The sequence below is a fragment of the Mesobacillus maritimus genome (assembly GCF_023715205.1).
Lineage (GTDB): Bacteria > Bacillota > Bacilli > Bacillales > Cytobacillaceae > Mesobacillus_B > Mesobacillus_B maritimus_C.
The window spans coordinates 76,416-101,278 of record NZ_JAMBNR010000011.1 but is presented as its reverse complement, the minus strand read 5'-3'; the positions used below and the strand labels follow the sequence as shown (position 1 = coordinate 101,278).

Annotated in this window: 21 protein-coding genes and 1 pseudogene; 5 read left to right on the top strand and 17 right to left on the bottom strand. The window is 37.5% G+C overall.

Features of this window, described 5'->3' with window-relative positions; translation table 11 throughout:
• Positions 1 to 610: 610 nt before the first annotated feature.
• The 13 genes and pseudogenes from M3182_RS16565 to M3182_RS16510 form a co-directional block, all read right to left on the bottom strand.
• Entirely contained in the window at positions 611 to 1,468 is an 858-nt protein-coding gene (locus M3182_RS16565) for a DUF6602 domain-containing protein (protein ID WP_251559079.1), read from the bottom strand.
• Positions 1,469 to 2,007: 539 nt separating this feature from the next.
• Positions 2,008 to 5,778 carry an AAA domain-containing protein gene (locus M3182_RS16560; RefSeq protein WP_251559077.1) on the bottom strand — a complete coding sequence of 1,257 codons (3,771 nt, stop codon included), beginning with the start codon at positions 5,776 to 5,778 and terminating at the stop codon, positions 2,008 to 2,010.
• A 286-nt stretch (positions 5,779 to 6,064) separates the two neighbouring features.
• A complete protein-coding gene (locus M3182_RS16555) occupies positions 6,065 to 6,355 on the bottom strand; it encodes a hypothetical protein (protein WP_251559074.1) in 291 nt (96 codons plus the stop codon).
• Between the two features lie 138 nt (positions 6,356 to 6,493).
• Positions 6,494 to 7,168 carry a coiled-coil domain-containing protein gene (locus M3182_RS16550; protein WP_251559072.1) on the bottom strand — a complete coding sequence of 225 codons (675 nt, stop codon included), beginning with the start codon at positions 7,166 to 7,168 and terminating at the stop codon, positions 6,494 to 6,496.
• Positions 7,169 to 7,486: 318 nt separating this feature from the next.
• A complete protein-coding gene (locus tag M3182_RS16545; protein WP_251559070.1) occupies positions 7,487 to 7,792 on the bottom strand; it encodes a hypothetical protein in 306 nt (101 codons plus the stop codon).
• 519 nt (positions 7,793 to 8,311) lie between these two features.
• Positions 8,312 to 8,611, bottom strand: coding sequence for a contact-dependent growth inhibition system immunity protein (locus tag M3182_RS16540; protein ID WP_251559068.1), 300 nt, complete (start codon positions 8,609 to 8,611; stop codon positions 8,312 to 8,314).
• 15 nt (positions 8,612 to 8,626) lie between these two features.
• Positions 8,627 to 9,055 (bottom strand): annotated as a pseudogene (locus M3182_RS26405) (RNase A-like domain-containing protein); the annotation flags it as partial.
• A 35-nt stretch (positions 9,056 to 9,090) separates the two neighbouring features.
• Complete coding sequence (locus tag M3182_RS16530; RefSeq protein ID WP_251559065.1) at positions 9,091 to 9,288, bottom strand: hypothetical protein; 198 nt, start codon at positions 9,286 to 9,288, stop codon at positions 9,091 to 9,093.
• Between the two features lie 713 nt (positions 9,289 to 10,001).
• Positions 10,002 to 10,337, bottom strand: coding sequence for a tRNA-Val4 (locus M3182_RS16525; protein WP_251559062.1), 336 nt, complete (start codon positions 10,335 to 10,337; stop codon positions 10,002 to 10,004).
• Between the two features lie 20 nt (positions 10,338 to 10,357).
• A complete protein-coding gene (locus M3182_RS16520) occupies positions 10,358 to 11,563 on the bottom strand; it encodes an EndoU domain-containing protein (protein WP_251559060.1) in 1,206 nt (401 codons plus the stop codon).
• Entirely contained in the window at positions 11,560 to 11,877 is a 318-nt protein-coding gene (locus M3182_RS16515; RefSeq protein ID WP_251426064.1) for a hypothetical protein, read from the bottom strand. Before M3182_RS16515 ends, M3182_RS16520 begins: the two co-directional genes overlap by 4 nt.
• A gap of 289 nt (positions 11,878 to 12,166) precedes the next feature.
• Positions 12,167 to 12,298, bottom strand: coding sequence for a hypothetical protein (locus M3182_RS26215; RefSeq protein ID WP_285868519.1), 132 nt, complete (start codon positions 12,296 to 12,298; stop codon positions 12,167 to 12,169).
• A gap of 360 nt (positions 12,299 to 12,658) precedes the next feature.
• Positions 12,659 to 13,366 carry a nucleotidyltransferase domain-containing protein gene (locus M3182_RS16510; protein ID WP_251559058.1) on the bottom strand — a complete coding sequence of 236 codons (708 nt, stop codon included), beginning with the start codon at positions 13,364 to 13,366 and terminating at the stop codon, positions 12,659 to 12,661.
• A 270-nt stretch (positions 13,367 to 13,636) separates the two neighbouring features.
• On the opposite strand from M3182_RS16510, the gene M3182_RS16505 reads away from it, so the two are divergent.
• The 4 genes from M3182_RS16505 to M3182_RS16490 all read left to right on the top strand — a co-directional run bounded on the left by M3182_RS16505 (position 13,637) and on the right by M3182_RS16490 (position 17,394).
• Positions 13,637 to 14,614, top strand: a complete 978-nt coding sequence (locus M3182_RS16505) for an NAD(P)H-dependent flavin oxidoreductase (protein WP_251559056.1) — start codon at positions 13,637 to 13,639, stop codon at positions 14,612 to 14,614.
• 524 nt (positions 14,615 to 15,138) lie between these two features.
• Positions 15,139 to 15,861, top strand: a complete 723-nt coding sequence (locus tag M3182_RS16500; protein ID WP_251559054.1) for a phosphatase PAP2 family protein — start codon at positions 15,139 to 15,141, stop codon at positions 15,859 to 15,861.
• Between the two features lie 78 nt (positions 15,862 to 15,939).
• Positions 15,940 to 16,629, top strand: coding sequence for a serine/threonine protein kinase (locus M3182_RS16495; RefSeq protein ID WP_251559052.1), 690 nt, complete (start codon positions 15,940 to 15,942; stop codon positions 16,627 to 16,629).
• Positions 16,630 to 16,911: 282 nt separating this feature from the next.
• Positions 16,912 to 17,394 (top strand): DUF456 domain-containing protein, encoded by a 483-nt coding sequence (locus M3182_RS16490; protein ID WP_251559050.1) that lies wholly within the window; start codon positions 16,912 to 16,914, stop codon positions 17,392 to 17,394.
• Positions 17,395 to 17,677: 283 nt separating this feature from the next.
• Here the strand turns inward: M3182_RS16490 and M3182_RS16485 are convergent, their stop codons facing one another.
• Entirely contained in the window at positions 17,678 to 18,193 is a 516-nt protein-coding gene (locus M3182_RS16485; RefSeq protein ID WP_251559048.1) for a DoxX family membrane protein, read from the bottom strand.
• 374 nt (positions 18,194 to 18,567) lie between these two features.
• Positions 18,568 to 20,637: a cation:proton antiporter gene (locus M3182_RS16480; protein ID WP_251559046.1), complete on the bottom strand. Its 2,070-nt coding sequence runs from the start codon at positions 20,635 to 20,637 to the stop codon at positions 18,568 to 18,570.
• A gap of 697 nt (positions 20,638 to 21,334) precedes the next feature.
• Between M3182_RS16480 and M3182_RS16475 the strand changes: the two genes are divergently transcribed.
• Positions 21,335 to 22,003 (top strand): hypothetical protein, encoded by a 669-nt coding sequence (locus M3182_RS16475; protein WP_251426054.1) that lies wholly within the window; start codon positions 21,335 to 21,337, stop codon positions 22,001 to 22,003.
• Positions 22,004 to 22,314: 311 nt separating this feature from the next.
• Here the strand turns inward: M3182_RS16475 and M3182_RS16470 are convergent, their stop codons facing one another.
• Both M3182_RS16470 and M3182_RS16465 read right to left on the bottom strand, forming a co-directional pair.
• On the bottom strand, positions 22,315 to 23,490 hold the full coding sequence (locus M3182_RS16470) for a M20 family metallopeptidase (protein WP_251559044.1): 1,176 nt from the start codon (positions 23,488 to 23,490) through the stop codon (positions 22,315 to 22,317).
• Positions 23,487 to 24,722 (bottom strand): Zn-dependent hydrolase, encoded by a 1,236-nt coding sequence (locus M3182_RS16465; protein ID WP_251559042.1) that lies wholly within the window; start codon positions 24,720 to 24,722, stop codon positions 23,487 to 23,489. The genes M3182_RS16470 and M3182_RS16465 overlap by 4 nt, the downstream gene beginning before the upstream one ends.
• Positions 24,723 to 24,863: the final 141 nt, after the last annotated feature.

The window sequence follows — 24,863 nt, the reverse complement described above, 5'->3', positions numbered from 1 at the left end:
TATTTACTTAACTGCAATGTCAATGTACTTTAATAGATACAAAGAAACACAGAAATTGAACCTTCCTTTAGAAAGACAGGATTAGTCCCACGGCGAGGCAAAGAGTTACTACTTCGCCGTGGGACTGACCACAAATATTACAAGGGCCCCTAACATCAGCTTAAGAACTAAATCATGAGCACCCCACTACTTTTTTTTAGACCAAATCGCAAAGTTGAATTGGTTTTTTCTCTTTTTACCGAAAAAATTATCGGGTTGTAACATTAGAAATGCAGAGCATTTCACTCCATATCTCACATAATTACAATAGCTATTGTCAATGCTCTAATTATGATGTTAAAAGGTGTGTTATTTACTATGTTAATTCTCGCTCATAGTGATGGTAATTGTAATTTTATGTAAAAACATTAAAGAGTTTGTGAAAATGAGGGGTTTATGTGAATTTTAATCATTATCCTGTGTGCTGACAAAAATTCCTGGAAGGATAATTCTAATAGAAGCACAGGGATATCCCTTACACCTCATCCAGAGTCATAATTTCTGTAGATACAAAAAGAGGCATAGGTACATCCCCATGCTTCTCCCTTTTTACGGTTCGATCTGCCACTGATTATTTTTCCTCTATAGCGTCATTAAGGATTTCTTCCCAAGGCATACGACCCAATCGAATCCAATCAATAGCTGATAGTAATTGAGCAAGGGCTATACCAAATGAAAGATTCTCTCTAATTAGGTTTTCATATTCTAATTTTGGGCATTCATTCAGTGTAAATAACGTTGGTGTAAAATCCCCATCACTCTCTTTGTAGCCAATCCCTAAAAAATTGCTCTTTCCTGCAACTATGAGCTCAGGTCTATATTTACCATCCAATGCAGTTAGTCGGTCTTGTAGAAAATCATGAATTTCTTGTGAATTTTCCGCTCGTTTTCCATCATTTGTGGTTGCGTATCTACTAAGAATTATACAAAATACTGGATTACGAAAAAGAGGATAATCTTCACTTTTGTGAACCCCTACCCTTCTTTCATCATTAATATAAGGATCGTTTTGAAACAAATTCATCTGTGGGCGTTTCATGATTAATTCTTTTACAGCCGTTATCTGTTCAAATGCTTTATCTAAAGATTTAGGATTTAGCGTATGTTTTGCTTCAATATAACCATAAACGGCTTCAATAGGAATGTTTTCTTTTCTGAAATACTCTTCCTTATCATTTGCTTTTAAGGTAGGAAATCTTTCTTGGTCAAAGATAATGATATCGTCGCCTTGCTTTTCTCCATTGCGACTTACTACATGACCTCTGCAGATACCGTACTTGTTAGGTAATATTTTTCGTAGTGCCTTACATATAACAATTTCAAATTCAAAACCATAATCAAAATTGAAGTCTGCCGAAATGTCATCGATTATTCGATTAAACTTTTCTGCTAACTTAATAATGTAGTCATTATATAAATATTTACTCATATATTACTCTCTCCTTGATTTTTCTGCCTTCTAGTCATCCGCTTTTTTTTATATAAAAATAGCAAGAATCTATTATATTCTCTTTACCTCAAATATTCATTTAATTCTTCCTAGAAAACCAATCTAATAATTTTGTTTTATATATCAGGTAATACTCTTCAAACATGGTATTGTTAAAAACATTATTATTATACATTTCAGAGATGATGGATATTTCCTCGCGCCCCTTCCATAACCATTTGTGACTGCTTCCTAAACTCATCTTGTCTTCACTGTACATCAACCAATATCCTACTGCTTTAATAATCAGTTCTTTTGATGTAATAGAAATGGATTGTAAATAAATAAAATCACTGATCTTTACTCTTGATAATTTTAAGTAGCTTGGCGCTTCATCCTCATTAACTTCTTCCTGTGGGAAACTAAGTTACTGTGCACTGTCACAATCCGAATACTTGTTTCACAAAATAAAAACTCGAAAATATGGCCAGTCCCCAATCCGTTATACTCAAACAAACTGGACCTGACCCTAATTTAAATCAACTCATTACTTTTTCCTTAATATTTTCCTCTTTCATCAATTTTTTTACCAATTGATCAATCTTTTCAATTTCTGCACTTGAATTCTTCCACCAATTACGGCTCCAAATCCGAGTGATTTTCCAACCCTTTGTTTCTAAGAAACGCTGTCTATAAACGTCCCGTTCCTTTGCTGAAGGTGAACTATGGTACATAGCGCCATCACATTCAATTCCCAGAATATATTTCTCGGGATGATTAGGGTGGACAATTGCTTGATCGATTCGATAGCCTGACATGCCAACTTGTGTATCAACCTTATAACCTAGGTTTGTTAAGGCATTGTATACTTGTTCTTCAAAAGGAGAATCAAATTGCAATGGGCCATCTTGTTTTTTTGTATTTTGATTCTGATTTAGTTTAGATAGAACCGCTTCGATTTCGTCCTTTTTCACTTGTGAAACAGCTTTTGAATACTCCAGGTAACTCTTTAAGAATTTCGGACCATCATTTTTAGTTGAATCAACACTAAGTTCATTTGGCTCGATACTTGTAACTATATGAATTTCCTCTTTTGATCTAGTAACGGCAACATTTAAACGATTTTCCCCGCCCTGTTGACCGAGAGGACCGAACCGATTATAAACTCTTCCTTCTTTATTTTTGGCATATGCAATAGAAAATATAATGATATCTCTTTCGTCCCCTTGGACATTTTCAATATTCTTTACAAATACTCTCTCATCCAAGTCCCTACTCATAATTTGCTGATAGAGTACTCCAAACTCTTGATCAGCTTCTACTTCAGCATCTATAATATCTTGAATTTTATCTTGTTGCTTAGCATTAAAGGTAATGATTCCCACTGTCTTGTTTGGATTCTGAAATAGTAACTTTTTGAGTAACTCAACTACTGCTTTTGCTTCAACTTCATTACATTGATTCACCCAAAGTCCATCGACTTTATGCCATTGAATCGCTGCTGGAGTTCGTAGCGGTTCAACATTGGGCGCGATTTGGATAGATCCATTGTAATAGGCATGGTTGGAAAAGTTAATTAACTCCTCAGATTTGGATCTATAATGCCATTGCAACATTTTTTCAGGTAAAGTTCGTTTGGCCAAGTTCAACAGGCTTTCCGATTCAGTAAAATCATCAATCTCTAGATCATCTTCATCTTCTTGGATTGCACCTTTGAATAAGTTAGAAGGTGGTAATTGTTTTTCATCACCGGCAACAACAATTTTTGCCCCTCGATAAGCAGCTGGAAGTCCGTTCTCTACCGTACATTGAGATGCCTCGTCAAAAATAACGATGTCAAATAGTTCTTTTTTCAAAGGATAAATGGCTGAAACAGTTTCCGGAGAGGTTAACCAGATTGGCATCACATCGAGAAGTCCATTTAAAGCGAACTCTCGAACTAGCTTTCTTACTGGCCAAACCATTCTTTTTTTCCCAACCTGATGCTTTAATTCCTTCATTGCTTTATTGTTTGTCTGTTTAACATGATTTAATTTTTTTATTAAACGATTGATCAGTACTTTTACAGAAAGATCCCTTTTCTTTAACAATAAATCTTTAAAATCTTCCCTAACTTTTTCAATTTCTTCTGTACCAATTTTCGTTAGCACTGGATGTTTTGCCTCAATATTATCAATCCAGTGAATAAAAGCGGATTGTTTAACAATATCTACCCACTCATCGGATAACTGTTTGTGGATGTTACTAGCTGTTTTATCTTTTAACATATCAATGATCTTTTTTATATACGGTAAATGTTCATCGTACTCACGATCCATATTACGTAAATCTTCAAAGTCCTGAATGATATATTCGTGTTTCTGCTCAAATTCCTTTAAAGGAATATCTCCTTTAGAAATTCTTTCATTAAACCTTTTAACTAATTCATCTGAAAAATAAGGTTGTAATGTTTTAATTTCATTGGACATTTTTTCAGAAACCTGGGATAAGTCAAACAAAAGTTTCAAACTTTCCCTTACTCGTGGCCATTCTTTAGAAGATATGCCTTTGAATTTTTCCCCATTCAAAAGTTCTTCTACGATTGTTTTTCCCGTAAAAGAAGTCCACCACCATAATCGAAGTTTTTGCAATGTTCGTTTTTCATCTGGATTTAAATCATCGTATATTTTCTCTAACTTATCATTTATAAGCCATGTATATTCTGGGGTGATGTCATCCTGGTCAATTTTATCTAAATATTCAATGCTCGACTTAGCTTTTTCAATGACGTTTTTTAAAATTTCTATGATTGTTAGTCGGTCTTTCAATTCAAGTTTTGCGAACGACTTCCTGTCCTTAAGTGGATAGTTCTCTCCACCAAATCGACTATAATGGTTGCCATATGAAAATATTTTCATTAACACTTCATCAAGATTATCTTTTGTAAGTGAATTCAGAACCTCTTTTAATTCCAGAATTACCTCAATTTCAGAAATCGGCTTTCCTAACCCATATAAATCGAATGCCCTATATCCATGGTCTTGTACTTCATAAAGTCCCTTCACAATGGCATTTAACTTAGCTTCATACTCTTCGATTTTGTTGGAGAGTTGTGTAAGATCATTTTCATAATCCTGTATTTTTTTATCATCTTCCAATAAAGTGTGTAGCTTCCTATACAGTGGGTTACGATCGTTTTTTTCATCATGTAATAAGGCAACATGTGATGATAACCCTAATACCTCAAGACGTTGATATACCACATCAAGTGCAGCCCTTTTTTGGCACACTAAAAGGACTCTTTTGTCTTGTGCGATGGAATTGGCAATGAGATTTACAATTACTTGTGATTTACCGGTCCCTGGAGGTCCGTGAACAACCAAACCTCGATTATGATCTACTTCATTAATAATCTCTTCCTGTGAGGCATCTGTATCAAGAACAAAAAAGTTCTCTTTCTCTGATTTCTCTGTCCTTTTATCCTCTTGATTCAAATCTCCTAAATCAGATTCTGTTTTTTTATATTCTTCTCCAGCTTGTAATAACTCAGCGATAATCCCTAAATCATTTCCATTTTCAGATTCATTTATTAAATCCTCAAAATCCTTTATTAAAGCAGAATTACCTTGAGGATAATTGCCTAAGATCGCCATATTATCAAGTTGAAATTGACCCTTTTGGAATTCTGGGATCGTGTCCTGTCTGTAATCTACAAACTTTTCTAGCTCAGGTTGATTATTCCAGAGAATATTTAATGAGTATTCCTTTAGCCAAGAAATCAATTTTAAAAAGTTTATTGATTTCGCCTGCTCTTCAGCTTCATCAAATATCTTTTCGTCAATATCTAATCCACTAAATTTTTTAAATGCCAAAATAAGGGTTCGATTTAATTGTGGTTCTCCTTCTTCTAAAGATAATTTCCACTGAGTACCATTTACTCTTTCTCTTTCTAATTTTACTGGATATAAAAATAATGGAGCTCGGATGTATGTGCCATCTAACATACTGCCGGATACGAATGGGTAACCAACATATAAATCATACAATCCTGTCTCTTCCTCAATCCCCTTAATATTGCGATACAAAGAAGTTAATTTTCCTGACAGTACTAATGATTCTTTATTCGTAACATTTGCTTTAACCAATACTACATTTCCTTTTTGGTCAACAACTCTTTCAACTAAGGTTTTAGCATTGATTTTTTGATCCAATTTATCTATTAAACTTATATCGAAGGCCCATTTATCATACAACTTTAACATACGAATGGATCGATTCCTCTTACTTAAGTCATTCAACCTGTCTTTTAACTGAACTAACTTTTGCTTCATATTCTCCACCTACAATAAATAATTAGTCCTATATTTTGTGTAATCCTTGTATATTATAACCCCTAATAATTTACATTTAAATCCTTACCATTAAGCGCCTCTTTAATTTGGTCACTATACCTTTTAAATCCTTTTCGTTCTAAAAAATCCATAATAGACTAAATATTACGATTACTTCAGTCTAATCTATCGTTCTGTTAATCGATTATACTGAGGAATTCGATTCCCCTTCTAATCTTTCTTCAAACAATAAAGGCCCCCCTAATAAGGTGAGCCCCATTAACTTTTATATTCTTTCAAGAATCCAGTCCTGTATTTCATCCTTTAAATCTATACCTACTTTTAGCTTTCCTAAGAGTACACCTTTACCAATAATATTAAGTTCCGGTGTCAATGCCTCTTTTACCCCTTCTATAGTGTATGTAACCGTTTCGATATCTCGAATAGGAATACGCACAATATTAATCAAGCCCTCACTAGTTAGATAACCATTTTCTATCTTAATTTTATTCGCTTTCCATGAAAACTCTGTATTAGAAACTATTTTCTCAGGTGACTTAGATCCAAATAACGCCATGTTTTGCCTCCTAACAACACCAAATGGGTCTTTTTGACTGCATCCATATAATACCACGGAAAACGGAAAAATTTTACTTAATACAATAAAATTCAGCAATTAAAACACTTATTAAGTTTTTTGCACCGTTTTTCCCTATTATTCCACAGGTATAAACTTAGCAGATAAAGTCAATTCAATTTCATCTCCCTCATCTGCATAAAAGACATATTCGTCTTCATAAAATTCACCATTTCCCAGCATGATGTTAACTTTCATTCCACTATTCACGAAAAAGTTCCCACCTCCACCATTAGGAACAGCTTTGTATCTACCAGCTGGAAGATCTTTCCCGACAGTAAAAAACCCTGCTGGAAGAGTAATAGGAGCATCTTTCTTTTCTTTAATCGTTCCCTGGATGCTTGCTAATTCATCTTTCTTATCTTTTATTTCAGTATCAAGTTTTTTGGTTTTTTCTTGTTTTTGGCTAATATCAAGGGTCAGCTTATCAATTTCCTTCTGCACTGAATCTTTTTCAGCAACAACTTTCATCGCTTCTTCCAATTTAGCTTTGTTTTTATCGTATTCATTTTGAATACTCCCTATATCTAATTCAATTTTTTCCACTTCATTTTCCTTTTCTTCCATTTCTTTTTCCTTGTCTTCAATTTTTTCTACTAATTGATCATACGATACTTTTTCTTCCTCTAATTCAACTTTTGCCGCACTCTCTCCAATACTATAAACGATGAATAAAGCAAACAGCACACCAACTACTTTCAGCCAAAGCTTCTTACCTTTAATTTTGTTTTCTTTTTTAGCTTCTGTTTGCATAACAACCCACTCCCTTCTTATTTTCATTTGAAGAATCTGTACAGCTAAAAGTTGAACGATTAAAAATTCCTCTCATTCAGTATCAAAATACCAAATAAAAGAGTACTAGGAGTGATAAGGTTGTGAAAGTTATAGGAATTTTAACAGCACCCAAAATATATAAAAAAACAAGGTCAGTCCCCCGACGAAGTAATGGTTATTTCGTCGGGGGACTGACCCTATATAATCTTTAATCCACCTTAACTTCCATAGAGGTAGAAGGCATATCATTTATCTTACACCAAAAGAAACCCTGAAGGCTATTGCTATCAAGGTCTACTAAGAATCAACCGTATATAATTTAAATCTCCATCTCCAACTAATTTCTCTATCAGGATAAACTGCAGGTATGTATATCCCCTTTTTACTATTTTTATCATCAATTGCAAACCAATTACGATCATCCAACCATTCTGCACTAAAATTCACTTCTTCAAAGTCACTTTCCTCATCAACAATCCCTGCAAAAAAGTCGTTGAATTTCTCCATGTTCTTATTAGGGACTATTTCCCCATTCATCCACATTCCTTCGACACTAATATTTTCTATTTCTCCTAAACATTCTTCTAAAAAATATAGTTTCAAAGTTCTCACTCCTTTAATAAAACCTTCATGTATAGCGTACAGTGACTAGGCATCGTTCGCCTTTTTTGCGGTTAGTTTTGCAAGTTCAATGGAATACATTACACTTCAAATCGCTTTACTAGTTCATCATCCATTATGGAAATGATCAATGGAGAGATATGCTTGCATTTCACTTACGTTCGTAATGCTAAGTGCTTGCCAATTCTCCCGGTTTTTATATTTGTGAACATACTGTAGTTATGACTGTAGTGGCAAAGTGAAAAGAATAGTTTGCTGAGGGCATTTACATTTTAATATTGAAATCGGTGTAAGATTTTAGACTGGTGTAACTCCATGAATAAAGGGAACAGTTTTTGACAGATACCTCATCAACAACCTCCGATAAGTCACAACCAACCTGCCAATTTACACCTTGCAAATTAGATGGAATCGGTAAATCACACAGCTTATCTGTCACTAGATACCAGTACAAAAAGAGACCTTGAAATGCTTTTAGCAACTCAAGGCTCTCGATTGAATCTATTTTGTTTTTACAGCTTCCTTTATTTCCTCAACTAATTTGTTTATCCATTGTAGAGGAGTTAATTCAATTGCCGGAAAATAGATTTCTGCATTACTTTGAATAATATTTTCCTTTTCCTGATTTGTTAGATCACTATCTAAAAACTCTTCACAATACTTTACAGTAAACAGCAGACATTCTTTACTAGCTTCATTTATAAAATCATCTAATGCTCGTTCGGGAGAACTAATATCTTGATGAAACGTACCTCCCAAAAAATCCTCTAACTCTTCAATAAAATCATAATTTTCACTCATAGTATTTCCTCTCTTCTATTTGACTGGATACCCTGTAAGAATAAATCCCCCATTACTATCCTTTTTAAGTACAATTTTAGCGTTCGTATAATTTTCTAATTCCTCTGAGTGTCTTGACACACCTCTGCCAAGTATCTCTCCGTCACCCTTATATCTTAATGGTAATGTGGGTCTACTATTAGGATCAGAAATCCATTTTTCTATTTTCTCGATATTCTTTGGCTTGCTTAAAACTGTATTTGCTACTTTCTCAGCTGTCATTCTATCTTTAAATGTTGAAGATCCAGTAATTTAAGGATTACTATGCAATCTTTCTATTAATTCTTCGTCAGTTTTTCCAACATGTCTTGATATTAAATGTCCACCCTTCGCCTAATGTGCAGCTAATCCACCACCAGGAGCAAGTGAACTTTTATCTCCTGATTTAACATTTCTACACCCTTCCCAACAACTCCTACTCCACCATCACTCTTCCCACGTCAAGCCATCTGCACAATCGTGGCCTTGGCCTCATCAAAAGCCTCTCTTACTGTCTTTCGATAAGCCCCAACTCCTGCCAATTGCACCTGCAAATTAGCTGGAATTGGTAGATCTCCCAACTTCTTAACGACATTGTCGAACCAAACCTTTGTTGCTGAAAGCGGTCCTAAGATGACTTTGTTATAAACAGTTTTCAATGCTGTACGAATTTTATCTGGACTGACTACATTTTTGATAGAGCGGAAAGTGGCGAGTGAAGCAAAGCCTGTTTTCGAAGCTCCTTTAAATTCTGCTTATCCACCCTTTACCACTACTTTTGTGGGTGGGAAAAGGATAACGCTAGCATCACCACAGCAAGGGTCCGATCCCCAACTGAGAGTTTTGCTTTCTCACGAGGTCTTTACCACCTACAGACGCTGGACATCATATCATTTAATTAGTTCCAGTAATCCCCTAATATACTATAGCAGTCCAAAACGACGTGAATACTCTAGTAGAGCAGGGGGATTGCCCTCAACCAAACATAATAAAAAACCTTGAAAGGCTATTGCCAATCAAGGACTCAGTATTTTTAATTAAATAAAGCAATGCAAGATAAACTTAAAGCTTAGCTGCTAAAAAATACGTTCTCCATAACAGCCTTGTCAGGAATGAAATATAAGCTCATTAAGCATCTGAGAGTTTAAAACAAATAAACTTATTATTCATGTTTATGCACTAACAGATATTTTAGCCACATAAATAATTAATTTGTACTTAATTAATCTTTGTCAGACAATCGATTTCTCGACAGTCAGTTTCACTAGAATTTGAGCATTATTCAGCTGGCTTTTATATTTCTAAATTAGATATATAAAATTTGATATATTCAAAATAAATCTACCCAAGAATTTTCCCAATCCTTTTCCATTCAATCTTTATTCTCTTCGATAATCTTCTCTCTCCATATGAACATCAAATCTAAAAATTCTTCAGTTTCTATTGTATTTTCAAAAGGTTCTTCAATCCGATAATGATGTTCAGCTATTGTCACATGTTTCTTGATATTTACACTCGTAGCATTCAGTGTAATTTCAAAGTCTTCATGTATTCCTTCTAAAACTTTCTTAACGTATCCTATATACTCATCTACCTCATCTTCTGTTGAAATATCTTCGATAAAATCCGAGAAAATACTTATTTTCTCCGGTAGCACTATTCTTGTAATACCAAATGAATCTTTCTTAAATTCATATGAATATCTCATATTATTAATCACCTTCTTTGCTATTTATTATATAACGGATAGGCTGTAGCTATGGAACCATCCCTATTTATGTACATTTCTATTTTTATTCCTGAAGAAGTCTCACCTATATACTTATTAGAACCTATCTGTTTTTTATTTTGATAGGCTTCATCAACAGCTTTTAACACATCAACACGATTCCATTCCTTTGGAAAGAAACTAGATTTGGCTACTTTTTCAACCCCATCAATTTCAACTTTGGCTCTATAAACCCCTTTTTTATCAGCCACGCTCTCAGTCCCTGGAATAATCTTACCACCCATCATACTTTCATGATGATATCCAACTGCTTTCCCACGTTTATTAATTTCCCCATGATATATATGTTTCATTGTACCAGTATTATATTTACCCGTACCCTTCCCAACAACTCCTACTCCACCATCACTCTTCCCACGCCCAGCCATCTGTACAATCGTGGCCTTGGCCTCATCAAAAGCCTCTCTCAATGTCTTTCGGTAAGTTCCAGCACCCGCCAATTGCACCTGCAAATTAGCTGGAACAGGAAGATTTCCCAACTTCTTAACAACATTGTCGAACCAAAGTTTGGTCGCTGAAAGCGGTCCAAGGACGACTTGGTTGTAGACACTGTTCAATGCTGTCCGGACTTTATCTGGATTTATAACATTTTTGATGGAGCGGAAAGTGGCAGGGTTTTTGGCCAGTGAAGCTAATCCTGATTTCGAAGCTGCACGAATTGCTGCTTGTCCACCTTTTACGACAACTTTTCCACCAATCCCGACTGCCTTTGCAGGTGGAAAAATGAATAACGCTAGCATCACTCCAGCTAATGTTCGATCCCCGGCTGTGAGTTTTTCTCCTGTCACAGGGTCTTTATCACCAAATAGACGTTGGACATCATACCAGCCAATCAGCTCCAAGAAGATGTTTCCATTCTTGTCTGTCTCACCAGAGATTTTCTTCTCGGCTTCTCTCGATTTCTCGACTGTCAGTTTCACTAGACTTTGAGCGTTATTCAGCTGGCTTTTATATTTCTTAATTTGATATTTAAAATCCGCTTCGAGATTCTCAATATTCCCGGGTACGACTCCCGGAAAATTGGCTAATAGCGAACTAAAATGCCAATTAAGTGCATTTAAAGCCCCATCACATTGCTGCTCTGCTCTTCCAATCTGTTTCGCAAACGCCTCTAGTTCATCAAATTTCACCTTAATTTGGCTCATCTTAACGCCTCCGCTTGGTCGCGAAGCTTGTTCAGTTCACGATTAATCGCGGAAATGAGCTCTTCACCAGTATTATAAGCTTTATTCCCCGTTTGGTTCAATTCTGCCGCCATCTGTTCATAAGCGTTTCTGGATTCCCCTTGCCATGAAGGGGTATAGTTCGCGTGCCCTTGGCGATACATATTTTTTCCCTTTTCTAAACGTTGAATCGCCTGTCGAACATTGGACCGATAACCTTCTAGTATATTAATCTGAACCAATACTTTTTGCCGTTTTGCCTTCCGTTCCAACTCCTCGGCAATCTTTAATTCCACAAGACTTCATACCCTTCTATTATTCTCAACCAATATGTAAATTTTACCAAAATACCCCACTTGAAAAATCCTACGAAAATCTTATAAATGAGCTTTTTTCGGGTTCTTATCTTGTTCTTTTTACCTAAACAAGTAGGCGAACAGTGACAGCCACTGTTCGCCATCGAAGCTTTAGCGTTTCTAACCTTCATATAGCTTTTCTAGTTATAATTTATGAAAGAGTATATAAACACCACCATTAGTAGTAAAACCTCTCACAGATATCAATCAAAAGAAAAACTGACCACCATTAATAGAAGAACCGACCACGGCGAAAACGAAAACCAGGACCACGACGAAAACGATAGCGAGGGCGAAAAACGGGACCTCGACGGAAACGGAAACGAGGACCACCACCGAAACCACCTATGAAGAATGGCATAAAAAAATTCCTCCTTTATTAAGTGTTACTAAAGGTTATGCCACAAAGGTGCTCGGCGAAATGGACAAATATGGAGAAATCTAAAAATCTAGGAAAATAGATCGTAATGAATGATGCTAAGGTAATCGTAACAAAAGAAAATTCAACTAGATAAACTTCGGGTAACCGTCGAAAGGTAGGTTACGATCCAGAGTAGCAAAAGGAATCGTTCACTTTTAAAGAAGCTTCTTTCATTTTCAATGTGTATGTTGTTGTTTGTATAATAAATAAAAAATACGTTTCGATTAGGCAAATTAAATATTTGAAACTATAAAAAGCTCATTTCCATTACTATTGCTTTAAATATAAGAAATTTTGTATCTACAAAAAGAACTTCTTATAACCAACAAACAATTCTCCACTATAATTCTCAAGTGTATTTTGAATGAATGAAATTAGTTCCGTTTTATCATTTGTATTCATGTATGTTTTCGTATATTTAAACAGTTTGTCACACATCTCTTTATCATATGATTTAAGACTTCTAACCTTCCACTTTCCTTCACCGACCCAATGTCCATTTGCCCTTAAAATCAGTTCGGTTAACGTATTGATTAACTTATTTAAAATAAATAAACTTTCTTCAAAGTCTTCTGAACTTCTAAAGTCCGACAGATAGTCTGTAATTTGATACCTAGCTTCATTTATTCTGTCCTCATCCCAAAGTTGTGGACCTTGTTCATAAAGTTTTTTTGCCTCTCTTTGGACTTCTTCTCCATTCCCATGTTTATCTTTTATAAGTAGACCTTCGGCACACATTTTAATGATGGTGGGCATCCCTACATATCGAGCTGTTTGAAATTCAAACTCTAGAGATAAGGCCGTAAAAATAAATGCTTCAATTTTCCACCCAAGAAAGTGAAAACATTCAAGTCTTGGTGTTTCTGTTTCATCAATGATCACTAAGTCAATATCAGATTCGGTTGTCAAATTTCCAGAAACAGCACTTCCACCTACCCAGACACTATCTGATTCAGGATAGTGGGAAGCAATAAACTGTTGAGCTATTCGCTTGATCGAGTCTCTCATTTGCAACACCTCCCATACCCAAGATATTCACCTAAATGATTAATGTTCTAGAGCATGGAAAATAGATGGAAAATCATCCCTAACAGTCACCTGAATAAAAAGGATTTGTCATTCCTTAGGCTTTTGGTTGGAACCGGGTGGTGCCCCGCACATTTTGTACATTTTGTGACATCTACATCATTATCATCTGATTTTAGGACTAGGTATTATATTTGTAACTATTCATGTGATGTCCAGTGATTACAATATGGTGGAGGAAGAACATTATTAATGAAATGGGGTATTCACTTGAACTTTCCACAATTAAAAATTGGCCATATGACGCCTAACTTTCCAATTATGCAAGGAGGAATGGGAGTAGGCATTTCTTTAAGCGGACTCGCTTCTGCTGTTGCAAATGCCGGGGGAATTGGAATTATTTCAGGAACCGGTATTAGTTTTGATGAATTGCGTTATCACATCAGGAAGGCGAAGGAATCCCTTCAGGATGGTGGCTATATTGGCGTCAATGTCCTGTTTGCAATGAATGATTTTGCTGAAAAAATGAAAGTAGCGATCGAGGAAAAAGTTGATTTTATTATTTCAGGTGCTGGTATCTCAAGGGATATGTACAGCTGGGGCAGAGAATCTGGCATTCCGGTAATCTCCATTGTTTCTTCCGCAAGGCTTGCAAAAATATCAGAACGTCTTGGTGCTTCTGCCGTTGTGGTAGAAGGCCATGAAGCAGGTGGCCACCTTGGCACCGATCGGCCCTTGTTCGATATTTTGCCAGAAGTCGTGGCATCCGTTAAAATTCCTGTCATTGCTGCTGGGGGAATCATGACTGGCGAGGATCTCGCTCGTGCCATCCGATTGGGAGCTTCGGGAGTTCAGATGGGAACAAGATTTGTCGCCAGCAACGAATGTGATGCCCCTTTAGCATTTAAAGAAAAATATGTGCATGCAAAGAAAGAAGATACCGTAATGGTCAAAACAACGGTGGGGTTGGAAGGTCGGGCAATAAGAAACCACTTCACTGATTTAATTGCGGATGATAAAAAGGTAAAAATCAAGAAGTGCATCGATTGCCTGAAAGATTGCTCTTACCGCTTCTGTACAATGGATTCTTTAATCACCACAATGGATGGGGATTGTGAGAATGGGCTCGTTTTTGCAGGGGCTCGGGTTCATGAAATCAACGAAATTCTTCCCGTCGAAACGATCATTCACAGCATCATGACCGAGTACAAAGATTGTCTTTCCAATTAGGCGATTAGCTGATCCCTTGGGAAAAATCTTCACCATTCCAAAAGATTTTTCCCACCGACCCGAATACTCTTTGCAGGAGGTGAATATGTATAAAACTAGCCCCCCAGTAAGGGGACAATCTACAATTTTAATTACGTTAAAATCGGAGTAGTTGGTCTACTCATAATTACCTACATAAACAGGGTCTTTATCTTCAAAAATGGATGTAAAGACTTCATTGTTAAGTGAATTTATTGACTTTTAAAAGCTTTAAAATTACAATATTGTTATTATAAAAACCTATATGATCCTCTAAAGGGGAGTAGCTTTAATAACAAAGTCGTCATTACGGGATGAGAGTCCTCGGCTTTGTTGGCGATGTTGATTGCTAGCGAGACCTTTACCAGTATAATTGGTAAGGTCTCTTTTTATTTTTAAAGACCTTTACATACTGTTGTAAAGGTCTTTTTCTTTTCAGAGAGTTCAATTGTTGTTAGATGAACCAGCTTTATAGATTCCATTTTGTTTAGGAGGAGTGATGTACATTGATTCGAAAATGGACAGAGGGTCGGTCGATTCCCCCTCTTCTTGCTTTTTGGGGAATGACGGGTTTGTTTTTCTCTGGTGCTTGTTTGTACATATTTATGATTTTATCAAGCGATTTAATAGAAAAACGGCCATTCCTCTTTGATCAGACGGTGATTGATGCGGTCCGATCGTATGCTTCACCAGAAATGGATCTGTTCATGATTTTTATGACGGAAATGGGATCGACCTTTATGCTTGGCCTTCTCCTATTGATCAGTATGATTTGGCTTTTTGTAAAACGCAAAAATGTTTGGGGGATGTTCTTTTACTTTCTTACTGTAGCTGGAGGGGGGCTATTAAACCTTTGGTTAAAAAGCTATTTTGAGAGAGAACGTCCTACCATCAATCGAATCATCGAGGCGGATGGGTTTAGTTTTCCAAGTGGGCATTCCATGGGGAGTATGACGTATTACGGTTTTTTAGGCTATTTGGTGATACGTAGTCAGTACAAACCTCTTACAAAGTTAGGCTGTGGCCTTTTATTTGGTTTCATGATTTTATTGATTGGAATCAGTCGGATCTATCTTGGGGTACATTATCCTTCTGATGTACTGGCAGGCTACATGGCTGGAAGTGTTTGGCTAGTTCTATGCATTTGTTTACTAGAAATGATCTATTTAAATAAGGAAAATAAATTTCAATCTACCAAAAACACCCCCAAAGAAGCAAAGGTATCTTGATGACTGATTCTAAAAAGCACCGAAAATTGTAGCTGAACTCTATCAACAAAAAAATAAATTTTAAAGGAGATGTGGTGAATGGAAGAGGAGTGGATTTTGGCTGATAAACACCTATCAAAAATTTCAATTACTTCCAATCCAAACAACGAACCTGTAACAATCCATGGGTCATCTGAACGGTTAAAATGTATTGGGATCGGGACGGACGCAGCTGTTTTTCAATCCACTGATATCCCAGCTTATGTCTTTAAAATGTATGCGGACGATAAAAAACACAAAGTTCAAATTGAGCGAGATGTTTATGAAGCACTAGGAAACTCCCCCTATTTCTCAACCTGTTTTGGTTCCAAAGATACTTACCTAGTTCTAAACTTTGAAGAAGGAATCACTTTATATGATTGTTTACTTCAAGGGATCCCTATTCCAAAACAGGTAGTGGAAGATGTCGACCACGCTCGGGATTATGTACGTCAAAAGGGGTTAAATCCTCGTGACATCCATTTAAAAAATGTCATCCTCCAAAATGGCAGAGCAAAAATCATTGATGTCTCCGAATATGTGAAGCCTGGGAATGATAAAAGATGGGAGCATTTAAAAAAGGGATATGACCACTATTATCATTTAATTAAGGGAAAACCCGTTCCACTCTTATTAATAGAAACGCTTCGCAAAAGATACAATCAACGTGCCCATTCCCCTTTTTCTTTGGAAGAGTTTATGAGGAATACCTATACGTTTCTTCCAACGTTTTTGAAAAAAGAGAGTTGATTTTCTCAAGCACAATGGTACTAATTGTATGCAGATCAAACGTGTCGGCTTAAGTGATTTTAAAAAAGGCTCTTTTCGTAAAGATTGTTGTTAAAATCCTAAAGCCGATTTTAACGCAAAATAAGCAATTTTGTTCGTTCATACAAAGTTTGCTGGCTCTTTTCTTCTGATTTAAAGTTACTTTCAAGCGAAAACACGACTGATTTTTTTCATTTTATCTCTAAAAACAACAAAGTTTGAGAAAAGAGCCTTAAAAAATCAAAAAGAAAGTAGGTTTTAACATTGGAATTCGTATGGTGGGGATTAACAATCCTCTTGTTCGTTTTAAGTTTTGTAGGGATTGTCTATCCGATTATTCCGTCGGTGTTGGCGATATGGGGAGGATTTGTTGTCTATCAATTTCTCATTAACCCTAATGAGTTATCAATCTGGTTCTGGCTCAGTATGGGAATCCTTAGTGTTGTTTTAATCGCGGCAGACTTCATTGCAAACAGTTATTTTGTGAAAAAATACGGTGGTTCAAAAACATCAGAGAATATAGCAGGAGTTGCTACGATTGTCGGTTCTTTTATTTTCCCTCCTTTTGGGATTCTTCTCGTTCCGTTTTTAGCGGTGCTTGTTACAGAATTGATCCATCATAAAGACACTAAGAAGGCTTTTAAAATTGGATTTGCTACGATTATCGGATTTTTAGGAGGTAGTGTGGCGAAAGTACTTATTCAATTATTAATGATCGGATGGTTCATTATCGCTGTCATTTTTTAAAAGCTGAAGGTTTGGGATTTTATAAAATTGGCCGAATAATCTTTTTCCACATAAATGTTCCACTAAAGCAATATACGCACCGGTTATTCACCACTGTGCTTCATTAAATCACTGAATGGTTGAGACTGGCAGTCGTTATGTATTGAAAAAATAGTGTCAGTCTCCCTAGAAAATAAAGTAAACGTCATTCAATGGTGGGCTTACTACACTACCAGTTAATGCGTAATAAGGAAAAAAACCATACCCCATACACAAAATCTGTTTGGGATATGGCTTTTAATAGTTAGGCTGTTGTTTTTACGTGAACGTCCACTTTTTTGTTGAATGTTTTCCGAAGGAATGGAACCACCCAGCGGTCTAAACCATAATGGGCTGCGTTGTAACCTGCAAACAGGATGATAAATCCAAGCAAGATATCAGTTGGGTTATGAGATACAGTTCCAGCTAACACAAAGCTAAAGTTCATCACTAGCCCGAAGAACATCGCTGCAGTCGTTAAACAGCCAAGAATTAGACCTAGTCCAATTAAAAACTCACCAAGTGGGACAATAAAGTTGAACAAGTCAATGTTTGGCAATGCAAAGCTTTCTAAGAAGGTTACATACCAGCCATATACAGGAGCACCATCTGGACCTGTTATCGGATTCGCAATCGCTCCTTTAATGAATCCAGATGCATCAAAGCCTCCACTTGTCAATTTCCCCCAACCTGCTGTCATCCAGTTATATCCAAGCCAGATTCGAATAACTGCTAGAATCCCTGCTACAATTTTGTTTTCTCTTAAAATATTTGCGAACATAATGAGCGCTTCCTTTCGAAAAAAGTTTTATTTAATGATTACACTCATAATATATCAGTTTCCACTATAGAAATGTTGATTATGTTCATTAATTCACAAATTGTTAAAAACATCTTGTCAGAAATGTGTCTTAGCCCATTCTTCTGCCTATAATCGTGGTTAGCCCTTAAATCAGTGAATTTTTCAGGAGCCTAGGGACTGTCCTACACCTTGAGTAAAATAAAAAAAACGATCTTCATTTCTCTTAACATGTAAGAGACGAACGATCGTTTAAAAGTTTTATATATATTGGGACAGCCTTTAACTAGGATCGACTCCACACCTTGAGTTTTCATAAAACGGAGTCAGTTCCTGGACTCCCCCACCTATGATCATTAATCATAATCTCTTTTAAAAAGTAATTCTTTCGGGACTTCCGTTCCACGTGAGCCGCGAATGTCTGTTTCTTTCATCTCTGTTGGGTAGAACACGATGAAGTTTTCTAGATTCATGGAAGTTAGTTTTTTCGGTATCACTTCTAAATTTGGATGCCATGCCACAGTCCCTCGTCTCGCACTTACTAAGATCACAAGATCGGTAGATTTCACATCATTTAAATCATTTTCATAAAGGGAATTCCAGCCATCAATGGATTGGAACTCGACTTCAATATTCGGATGTACATGTTCGGAAACTAGCTTATAAGCTTCTAGCTCATCTCGAATGACAAGACATTTAATGGTTGCACTGAGTTGTGAAGCAATATTCTTAACGATTGAAATGGCGTCTTCAAAACCAGGTTTATGCACGATATTATTTGGCAGAATGAGAATCACCCGTTCCATTGTGTTCAATGGCTGGTTGATTGTGGCTATGAGTGCGCGTTGATAGGTATGTTCAAGGAAATTATCAATCACTTTCCCGAAGATCTTTTGGTTCTCAACATCTGCACCATCCCACCCCGCGATGATTGTTGTAATTCGTTCTTCAATAGCCGCACGTTCGATTCCCCAACCAATATTATGATCCACCCGCGTTAAAAGCTTAACAGGAACTTCTGCTCCTGATGCATACATAAGGGAGCGTCCGAGCATTCTTTCAGCTTGTGCCACTTCATTGTTTGCCTGTTTTAAATCCTTTTGAACGATGGTTAATGGATAAAGCGGTTCAACAGTCTTTTTCGCATTTCTTAACACAAAACCTAAATCGAGCAGAGATTCCATTGTGTTTGGGTTCCCCATCGGGATTAAGATCCGTTCAGGAAGTGCATCGTCTAAGACCACTTTTTCCTGTGCTACGGCCAGTTTTCTCCCATATTTTTCAGAGAAATATGGCCCCAGAATACAGGTAACTAAAATAATTATAATGACAGCATTGATGATTTGCTGGTCAAATAAGCCAAATTGATACCCAACCATTGTTATGGCTAAAGTGGCTGCAGCATGTGTAGTGGACAGACCAAAGATCACCAAGTTTTCCGCCTTGGAATATCCATATACTTTACCGGTAATCCAACTAGCAAGTAGTTTACTGCCAACTGCTACAATGGTGATTAAAAGGATGGTTAATAATGCATCAGGGTTAGAGATAAGTACACGAAGATCCATTAACATCCCAACAGATAACAAGAAAAACGGAATAAATAATGCATTTGCCGTAAATCGAATTCGGTTCATTAAGGGCCCGTGGTCATAAATGTACCGGTTTAAGGCTAAACCTGCTAAGAATGCCCCAATAATGGGTTCCAGTCCTACAAATAACGAAATTGCCCCTGCAACGAACAAAATCGCCAGAACAAAGTTAAATTCAATCGTTCCTTCATTATTCGAGCGTTTAAAGAACCACTTTGTTAAATAGGGGGTTAAAATTAGAACAGCTACAGCAAAGAGTGCTGTTGCAAGAAACAAGGATCCAAAAAATCCAATCGTTAAATCGCCTTCTGACGCCCCTATGATGACAGCAAGAACAAGCAATGCCAAACTATCTGTTAGTAATGTCCCGCCAACGGCTGTTGTGACAGCCTTGTTTTTTGAAACGCCAAGCCGGCTAATGGCAGGGTACCCTAAAAGTGTATGGGTAGAGAAAATGGCACCAAATAAAATGGCTGACATCATACTGAGATCAAGCCATAGTCCGACGATGATTCCAAGGACTAATGGGATTAAAAACGATAGGATGCCAAATAAGATGCTTCGGTTTCGGTATTTTTTGAAACCGTCCAGGTCCAATTCAAGTCCTGCTATAAACATGATAAACAATAATCCGACTGTTCCCAGCAATTCAATTGTCGAATCTCGTGCTAATATTTCGAGCCCGTTAGGTCCGACGATAATTCCCGCTATAATGGGACCAATAATTGCAGGTACTCTTAATTTCCCCATCAATATAGGGAATAACAAAAAAATTAATACAGCAAAACCAAATATGAGAACTGGTTCTTGAAGAGGGAGGTGCAAAGCATGCATAAAGATCCCAACCTCACTTTCTTATAGATATATAGAACATTCGTTTTTTTAAAACAAAACAATAATGTACTATATATAATGTAAAAAAACTAGCTAAATGGGGTATTTATATTTATGATCCACCTGGAGCTCAATCAGAAACTACTTAATTTGCTTGATAAGTAGCAGCCAGATGTCTTTGAATATTCGTATCTATTTATTCATTCATTTTGGCGTATATTCCTGGATGCCCACTCTTTTAACGTTAAAATAATATGATCACTTGACTGTTACATGATTGATTTTCTTTGAAATAGACTTGGGTTGAATGACTAAAAATAAGGTCAGTCCCTCCGCAAAGCTGTTATTTGCAGAGGAAACTGACCTTTCACTATTTCAACCTTTTTACAGTTAAAATAAAAATGATCCCCTTATTAAACCGTGCTATCTTCATCCTCCATTACGAAAAAATGGGACCTCTGCACCTTAAGTTGTAGCGCTTGTAGCTATAGCTAGTCAAATGGAAGTGTTCGAACCTTAAAAAAGGACGACCACAACGTTGGTTGCCTTCTTTTGGATACACTCGACATGTCATGCATGTATATGACAACATATGGGGCTGCTGCTGGTGTTGGATTTTTATAAAATTCACATTAGATATACTCGTCCAATCACTCCTTTTTTCCTGGAATATCCTTTATTAAGGAGGTGATGAAACATGTCGGATAAGAAACGTAAGGACGAATCGAATCAAAAACAACAATCCAATCTAACTTTAAGTAAGGAAGAAATGGAACAGTGTTATAGGGATATTCAAGATTTAAATGATGCAGCGACTGCCTTGTTTAGAATTCCCGTCTTCTTTAGCCATCAAAACCTTTTTAGTCTCGGTGATCCGAATCCGCCTTTTACGAGGCAGCAGGAATTTATTATTCGGATGTTTAAAGAAATTAAAAAGGTTCTCCTTTTCCCCAGAACTTTACCTAATACAGAACAATACCCCGATACAACATTAGAAAATATTCGTACCCTGGTTAATTCAAGTTATGGACTAGCAGCTGCTCTCTTGGTGCCAACTGGACCTACGGACAAAGGTGAACCTTATTCACCGCTCTTGCAAATTGAACCTTCCATGGCCTATCAACGCGGCCTTCCTTTACTTCTTGTTATCGAGAGGACGATGCAGGATCGAGCAGGTGGAATATGGACTGGACAACTTGCACCATTCACCCCAGTGGTATGGTTCTCTTCTACAGTAACAGTTGATCAATTTTTTAATAGTGTACAATGGAAGGAAGCACTCCATAACTGGGCTGGACAAGTAAGAAGCGGTTATTTTGCACAAACAGCACCTGAATTTGAATATAAATTTAACAGTCATGACTAGCAATCAACAGAAAGTGGAATTCCTGATTATCTGGGATTCCACTTTCTTTTCTCTTTTTATCCTGTCATTAGCCAGCAACCTTCCTCCGATGAGTGAGGAAATTAAAAATGATCACTCCAGATTGATTACAACTGAAAGGTTGTAATCTGGCTCATCCTTTAACCATTCCGCTGTCAGGGTTTCTGCCTTTACCATCGATCTTTATAAGCAACATTCTTTGCAAAAAACCTATAAAAAAAACCTTCGCTTTCCTCTCTAAATAGCTGTAGAAGAGGAAACGAAGGTTAATTTATCACGATCATTCACAGAAATTATTCATTTAAATACGCCCAAGCGTACTGGGCATACAACTCTGCTCCTGTGGCGAGGGCATCCTCGTCAATATTAAAGCGGCCATGGTGATGTGCCCATTCTGTATCTTTTTCTGGGTTCCCGCAGCCAACAAGCGCAAAGCTTCCAGGGACTTCGTCAAGATAGAAGCTAAAGTCTTCGCCACCCATTGTTGGTTTTTCATCATAGACGACCTCTTCTCCGAAGGCTTCAGCAGCGACCTTTTGAACAAGGTTCGCGCTGTATTCATCATTGATTACGGCCTGTGTCCCACGAGTGTATTCAACTTTTGCTTTTGCCCCATAGATTCCAGCTACTTGCTCCGCATAATGCGTTAGCTGTTTTTCAATATGGTCTCGCGTACTTGGATCAAAGCAACGGACGGTGCCTTCGATGACTGCATTTTCCGCAATCACATTGAAACGAGTGCCAACCGTCATTTTTCCTACCGTTAAGACGGCTGGTTGCTGCGGATCAATCGTTCTTGAAATGACCGGTTGGACGTTCATGACGAATGCCGAAGCAACAATCGCTGCGTCAATGCAATCTTGTGGCATCGCCCCGTGACCACCTCTTCCTGTAAAAGTTACGGTAAACAGATCCGCTGAAGCGAAGGAAGGTCCAGGGCTACAGCTTACCTTATGGGTAGGCATTTGCGACCAAATGTGAATGCCAAACACATTGTCGACTCCTTCCACTGCCCCTTGCTCAACAAGCGCTTTTGCTCCTTCTGCCACTTCTTCAGCCGGTTGAAAAATCAATCGAACATTCCCAGGTAACTCGTCTTTCACCTCGTTCAAGGCCTTTGCGGCAATCAACAACATGGCAGTATGTGCGTCATGGCCACAAGCATGCATTTTCCCATCCTCTTTTGAAGCATAAGACAAGTCTTTATTAAGCTGCTGAACAGATAAGGCATCCATGTCTCCACGAAGCGCCACCGTTTTCCCTGGCTTCCCTCCCTTAATTTCAGCAATCACTCCGGTTGGTTCTGTCCGATGATAAGTTATCCCCAGATTCTCAAGATACGCACAGACAAACTTTGTTGTGTTTTCTTCCTGCCAAGAAAGCTCAGGTTCACTGTGTAATTTTCTTCGTAAAGCGGTTAGTTCTTCACTATAATGATTTATGGCTTCTTTTACTTTTTGATGGATCATTCTGATTCAACCTCCGTTAACTTCTTTGCTGTTTCGTAGAAAATTTCAACCGCTTGGGCAATATGCTCTGCATCCGACCATTCTTCCGGACAATGGCTTAGACCTGCTTTGCTTGGAATAAACAACATCCCCACATCTGTAAAATCAGAAAAGACCATCGCATCATGTCCAGCCCCACTATCGATCGAACAGTACGGGATATCAAGCTCCGTGCTACTTTCTTTTAAAAGCGAGCGAATGCCTTGATTTAACTCTTTTGGTTGCATGTATAATCGCTGCTCAGCTACAACTTCTATCCCATTTTGATTATGGGTACCAAATAATTCGTGCATGTTTTTAATTATGTTCTGAACATTTGCTTCTTTTCCAGAGCGGATATCCACGGTAAACACGACTTTATCTGGGATCACATTTGCCCCATTTGGAAACACATTTAAGCGACCTGTTGTGATCACTGTTCCGTTGCCTTCTTGGATTACAAGTTCTGGCAATTGACTAATGATTTTCGCCGCAGCGACTAATGCATCTGTACGCCGGTCCATTGGGGTTGTGCCCGCATGTCCTGCTTTTCCTGTAACCGTTACTTCAAATTGAGTTAACCCAACAATTGCTTCCACGACGCCGATTGAAATGTTTTTTTCTTCTAAAATCGGACCTTGCTCGATATGCAATTCAAGAAAAGCTTTCATGGTTTTGGAGTCTCTTTCTTTCGGTAGCGATGAATCTAAGCCAATTTTTTGCATCGCTTCGACCGTTGAGATTCCATCTTTGTCTGTTAAACTCTTAAACTCCTCTTCACTAAGCAAACCTGTCATTCCCCTTGACCCCATGAGCCCGCCGCCAAATCTGGCCCCTTCTTCCTCAACTAGTGCCACCACTTCAAGTGGATACTTGGGTTTCAGGTTGTTTTGATGGAAAAGTTCTGCAACTTCGAAGGCAGCAACCACTCCAGCAGGTCCATCATATGCACCACCATTGGGAACCGAGTCAAAATGAGAACCAATCATGACACTAGGCGCACCTTCTATCGTGCCATCCAACTTTCCGAATATGTTTCCCAAGCCATCTTCGCGAACGGTCAGACCGGATGCCTGCATTTGTTGCTTGATGTAATTACGCGCCTGTAAATCCTCATGACTGTATGAAAGCCGAGTTGTTCCATTTCCAGGTGTCGCCGTGTATTTACTCAATTCTTCAATATGATGCTCAATCCGTTCTGTTAATTTCTTCATGATATTCCCTCCAGTTTTTACCCGCCTTAGCTGGTAGGTACCTCTCACCTCTGAAATCTTCGTATAAAAGCTTATGCGAGGGATCAACCAACCCCTCGCATACATCCGATTTGTGAAATGAAAGGGTTCCTTGTGCCTTAG

What these genes read in the sequence shown, in the direction of transcription:
- M3182_RS16565 (WP_251559079.1), bottom strand. Translation starts at nt 1,468, where the DNA reads ATGAGTAAATATTTATATAATGACTACATTATTAAGTTAGCAGAAAAG.
- M3182_RS16560 (WP_251559077.1), bottom strand. Translation starts at nt 5,778, where the DNA reads ATGAAGCAAAAGTTAGTTCAGTTAAAAGACAGGTTGAATGACTTAAGT.
- M3182_RS16555 (WP_251559074.1), bottom strand. Translation starts at nt 6,355, where the DNA reads ATGGCGTTATTTGGATCTAAGTCACCTGAGAAAATAGTTTCTAATACA.
- M3182_RS16550 (WP_251559072.1), bottom strand. Translation starts at nt 7,168, where the DNA reads ATGCAAACAGAAGCTAAAAAAGAAAACAAAATTAAAGGTAAGAAGCTT.
- M3182_RS16540 (WP_251559068.1), bottom strand. Translation starts at nt 8,611, where the DNA reads ATGAGTGAAAATTATGATTTTATTGAAGAGTTAGAGGATTTTTTGGGA.
- M3182_RS16525 (WP_251559062.1), bottom strand. Translation starts at nt 10,337, where the DNA reads ATGAGATATTCATATGAATTTAAGAAAGATTCATTTGGTATTACAAGA.
- M3182_RS16520 (WP_251559060.1), bottom strand. Translation starts at nt 11,563, where the DNA reads ATGAGCCAAATTAAGGTGAAATTTGATGAACTAGAGGCGTTTGCGAAA.
- M3182_RS26215 (WP_285868519.1), bottom strand. Translation starts at nt 12,298, where the DNA reads ATGCCATTCTTCATAGGTGGTTTCGGTGGTGGTCCTCGTTTCCGTTTC.
- M3182_RS16510 (WP_251559058.1), bottom strand. Translation starts at nt 13,366, where the DNA reads ATGAGAGACTCGATCAAGCGAATAGCTCAACAGTTTATTGCTTCCCAC.
- M3182_RS16505 (WP_251559056.1), top strand. Translation starts at nt 13,637, where the DNA reads ATGAAATGGGGTATTCACTTGAACTTTCCACAATTAAAAATTGGCCAT.
- M3182_RS16495 (WP_251559052.1), top strand. Translation starts at nt 15,940, where the DNA reads ATGGAAGAGGAGTGGATTTTGGCTGATAAACACCTATCAAAAATTTCA.
- M3182_RS16485 (WP_251559048.1), bottom strand. Translation starts at nt 18,193, where the DNA reads ATGTTCGCAAATATTTTAAGAGAAAACAAAATTGTAGCAGGGATTCTA.
- M3182_RS16480 (WP_251559046.1), bottom strand. Translation starts at nt 20,637, where the DNA reads ATGCATGCTTTGCACCTCCCTCTTCAAGAACCAGTTCTCATATTTGGT.
- M3182_RS16475 (WP_251426054.1), top strand. Translation starts at nt 21,335, where the DNA reads ATGTCGGATAAGAAACGTAAGGACGAATCGAATCAAAAACAACAATCC.
- M3182_RS16470 (WP_251559044.1), bottom strand. Translation starts at nt 23,490, where the DNA reads ATGATCCATCAAAAAGTAAAAGAAGCCATAAATCATTATAGTGAAGAA.
- M3182_RS16465 (WP_251559042.1), bottom strand. Translation starts at nt 24,722, where the DNA reads ATGAAGAAATTAACAGAACGGATTGAGCATCATATTGAAGAATTGAGT.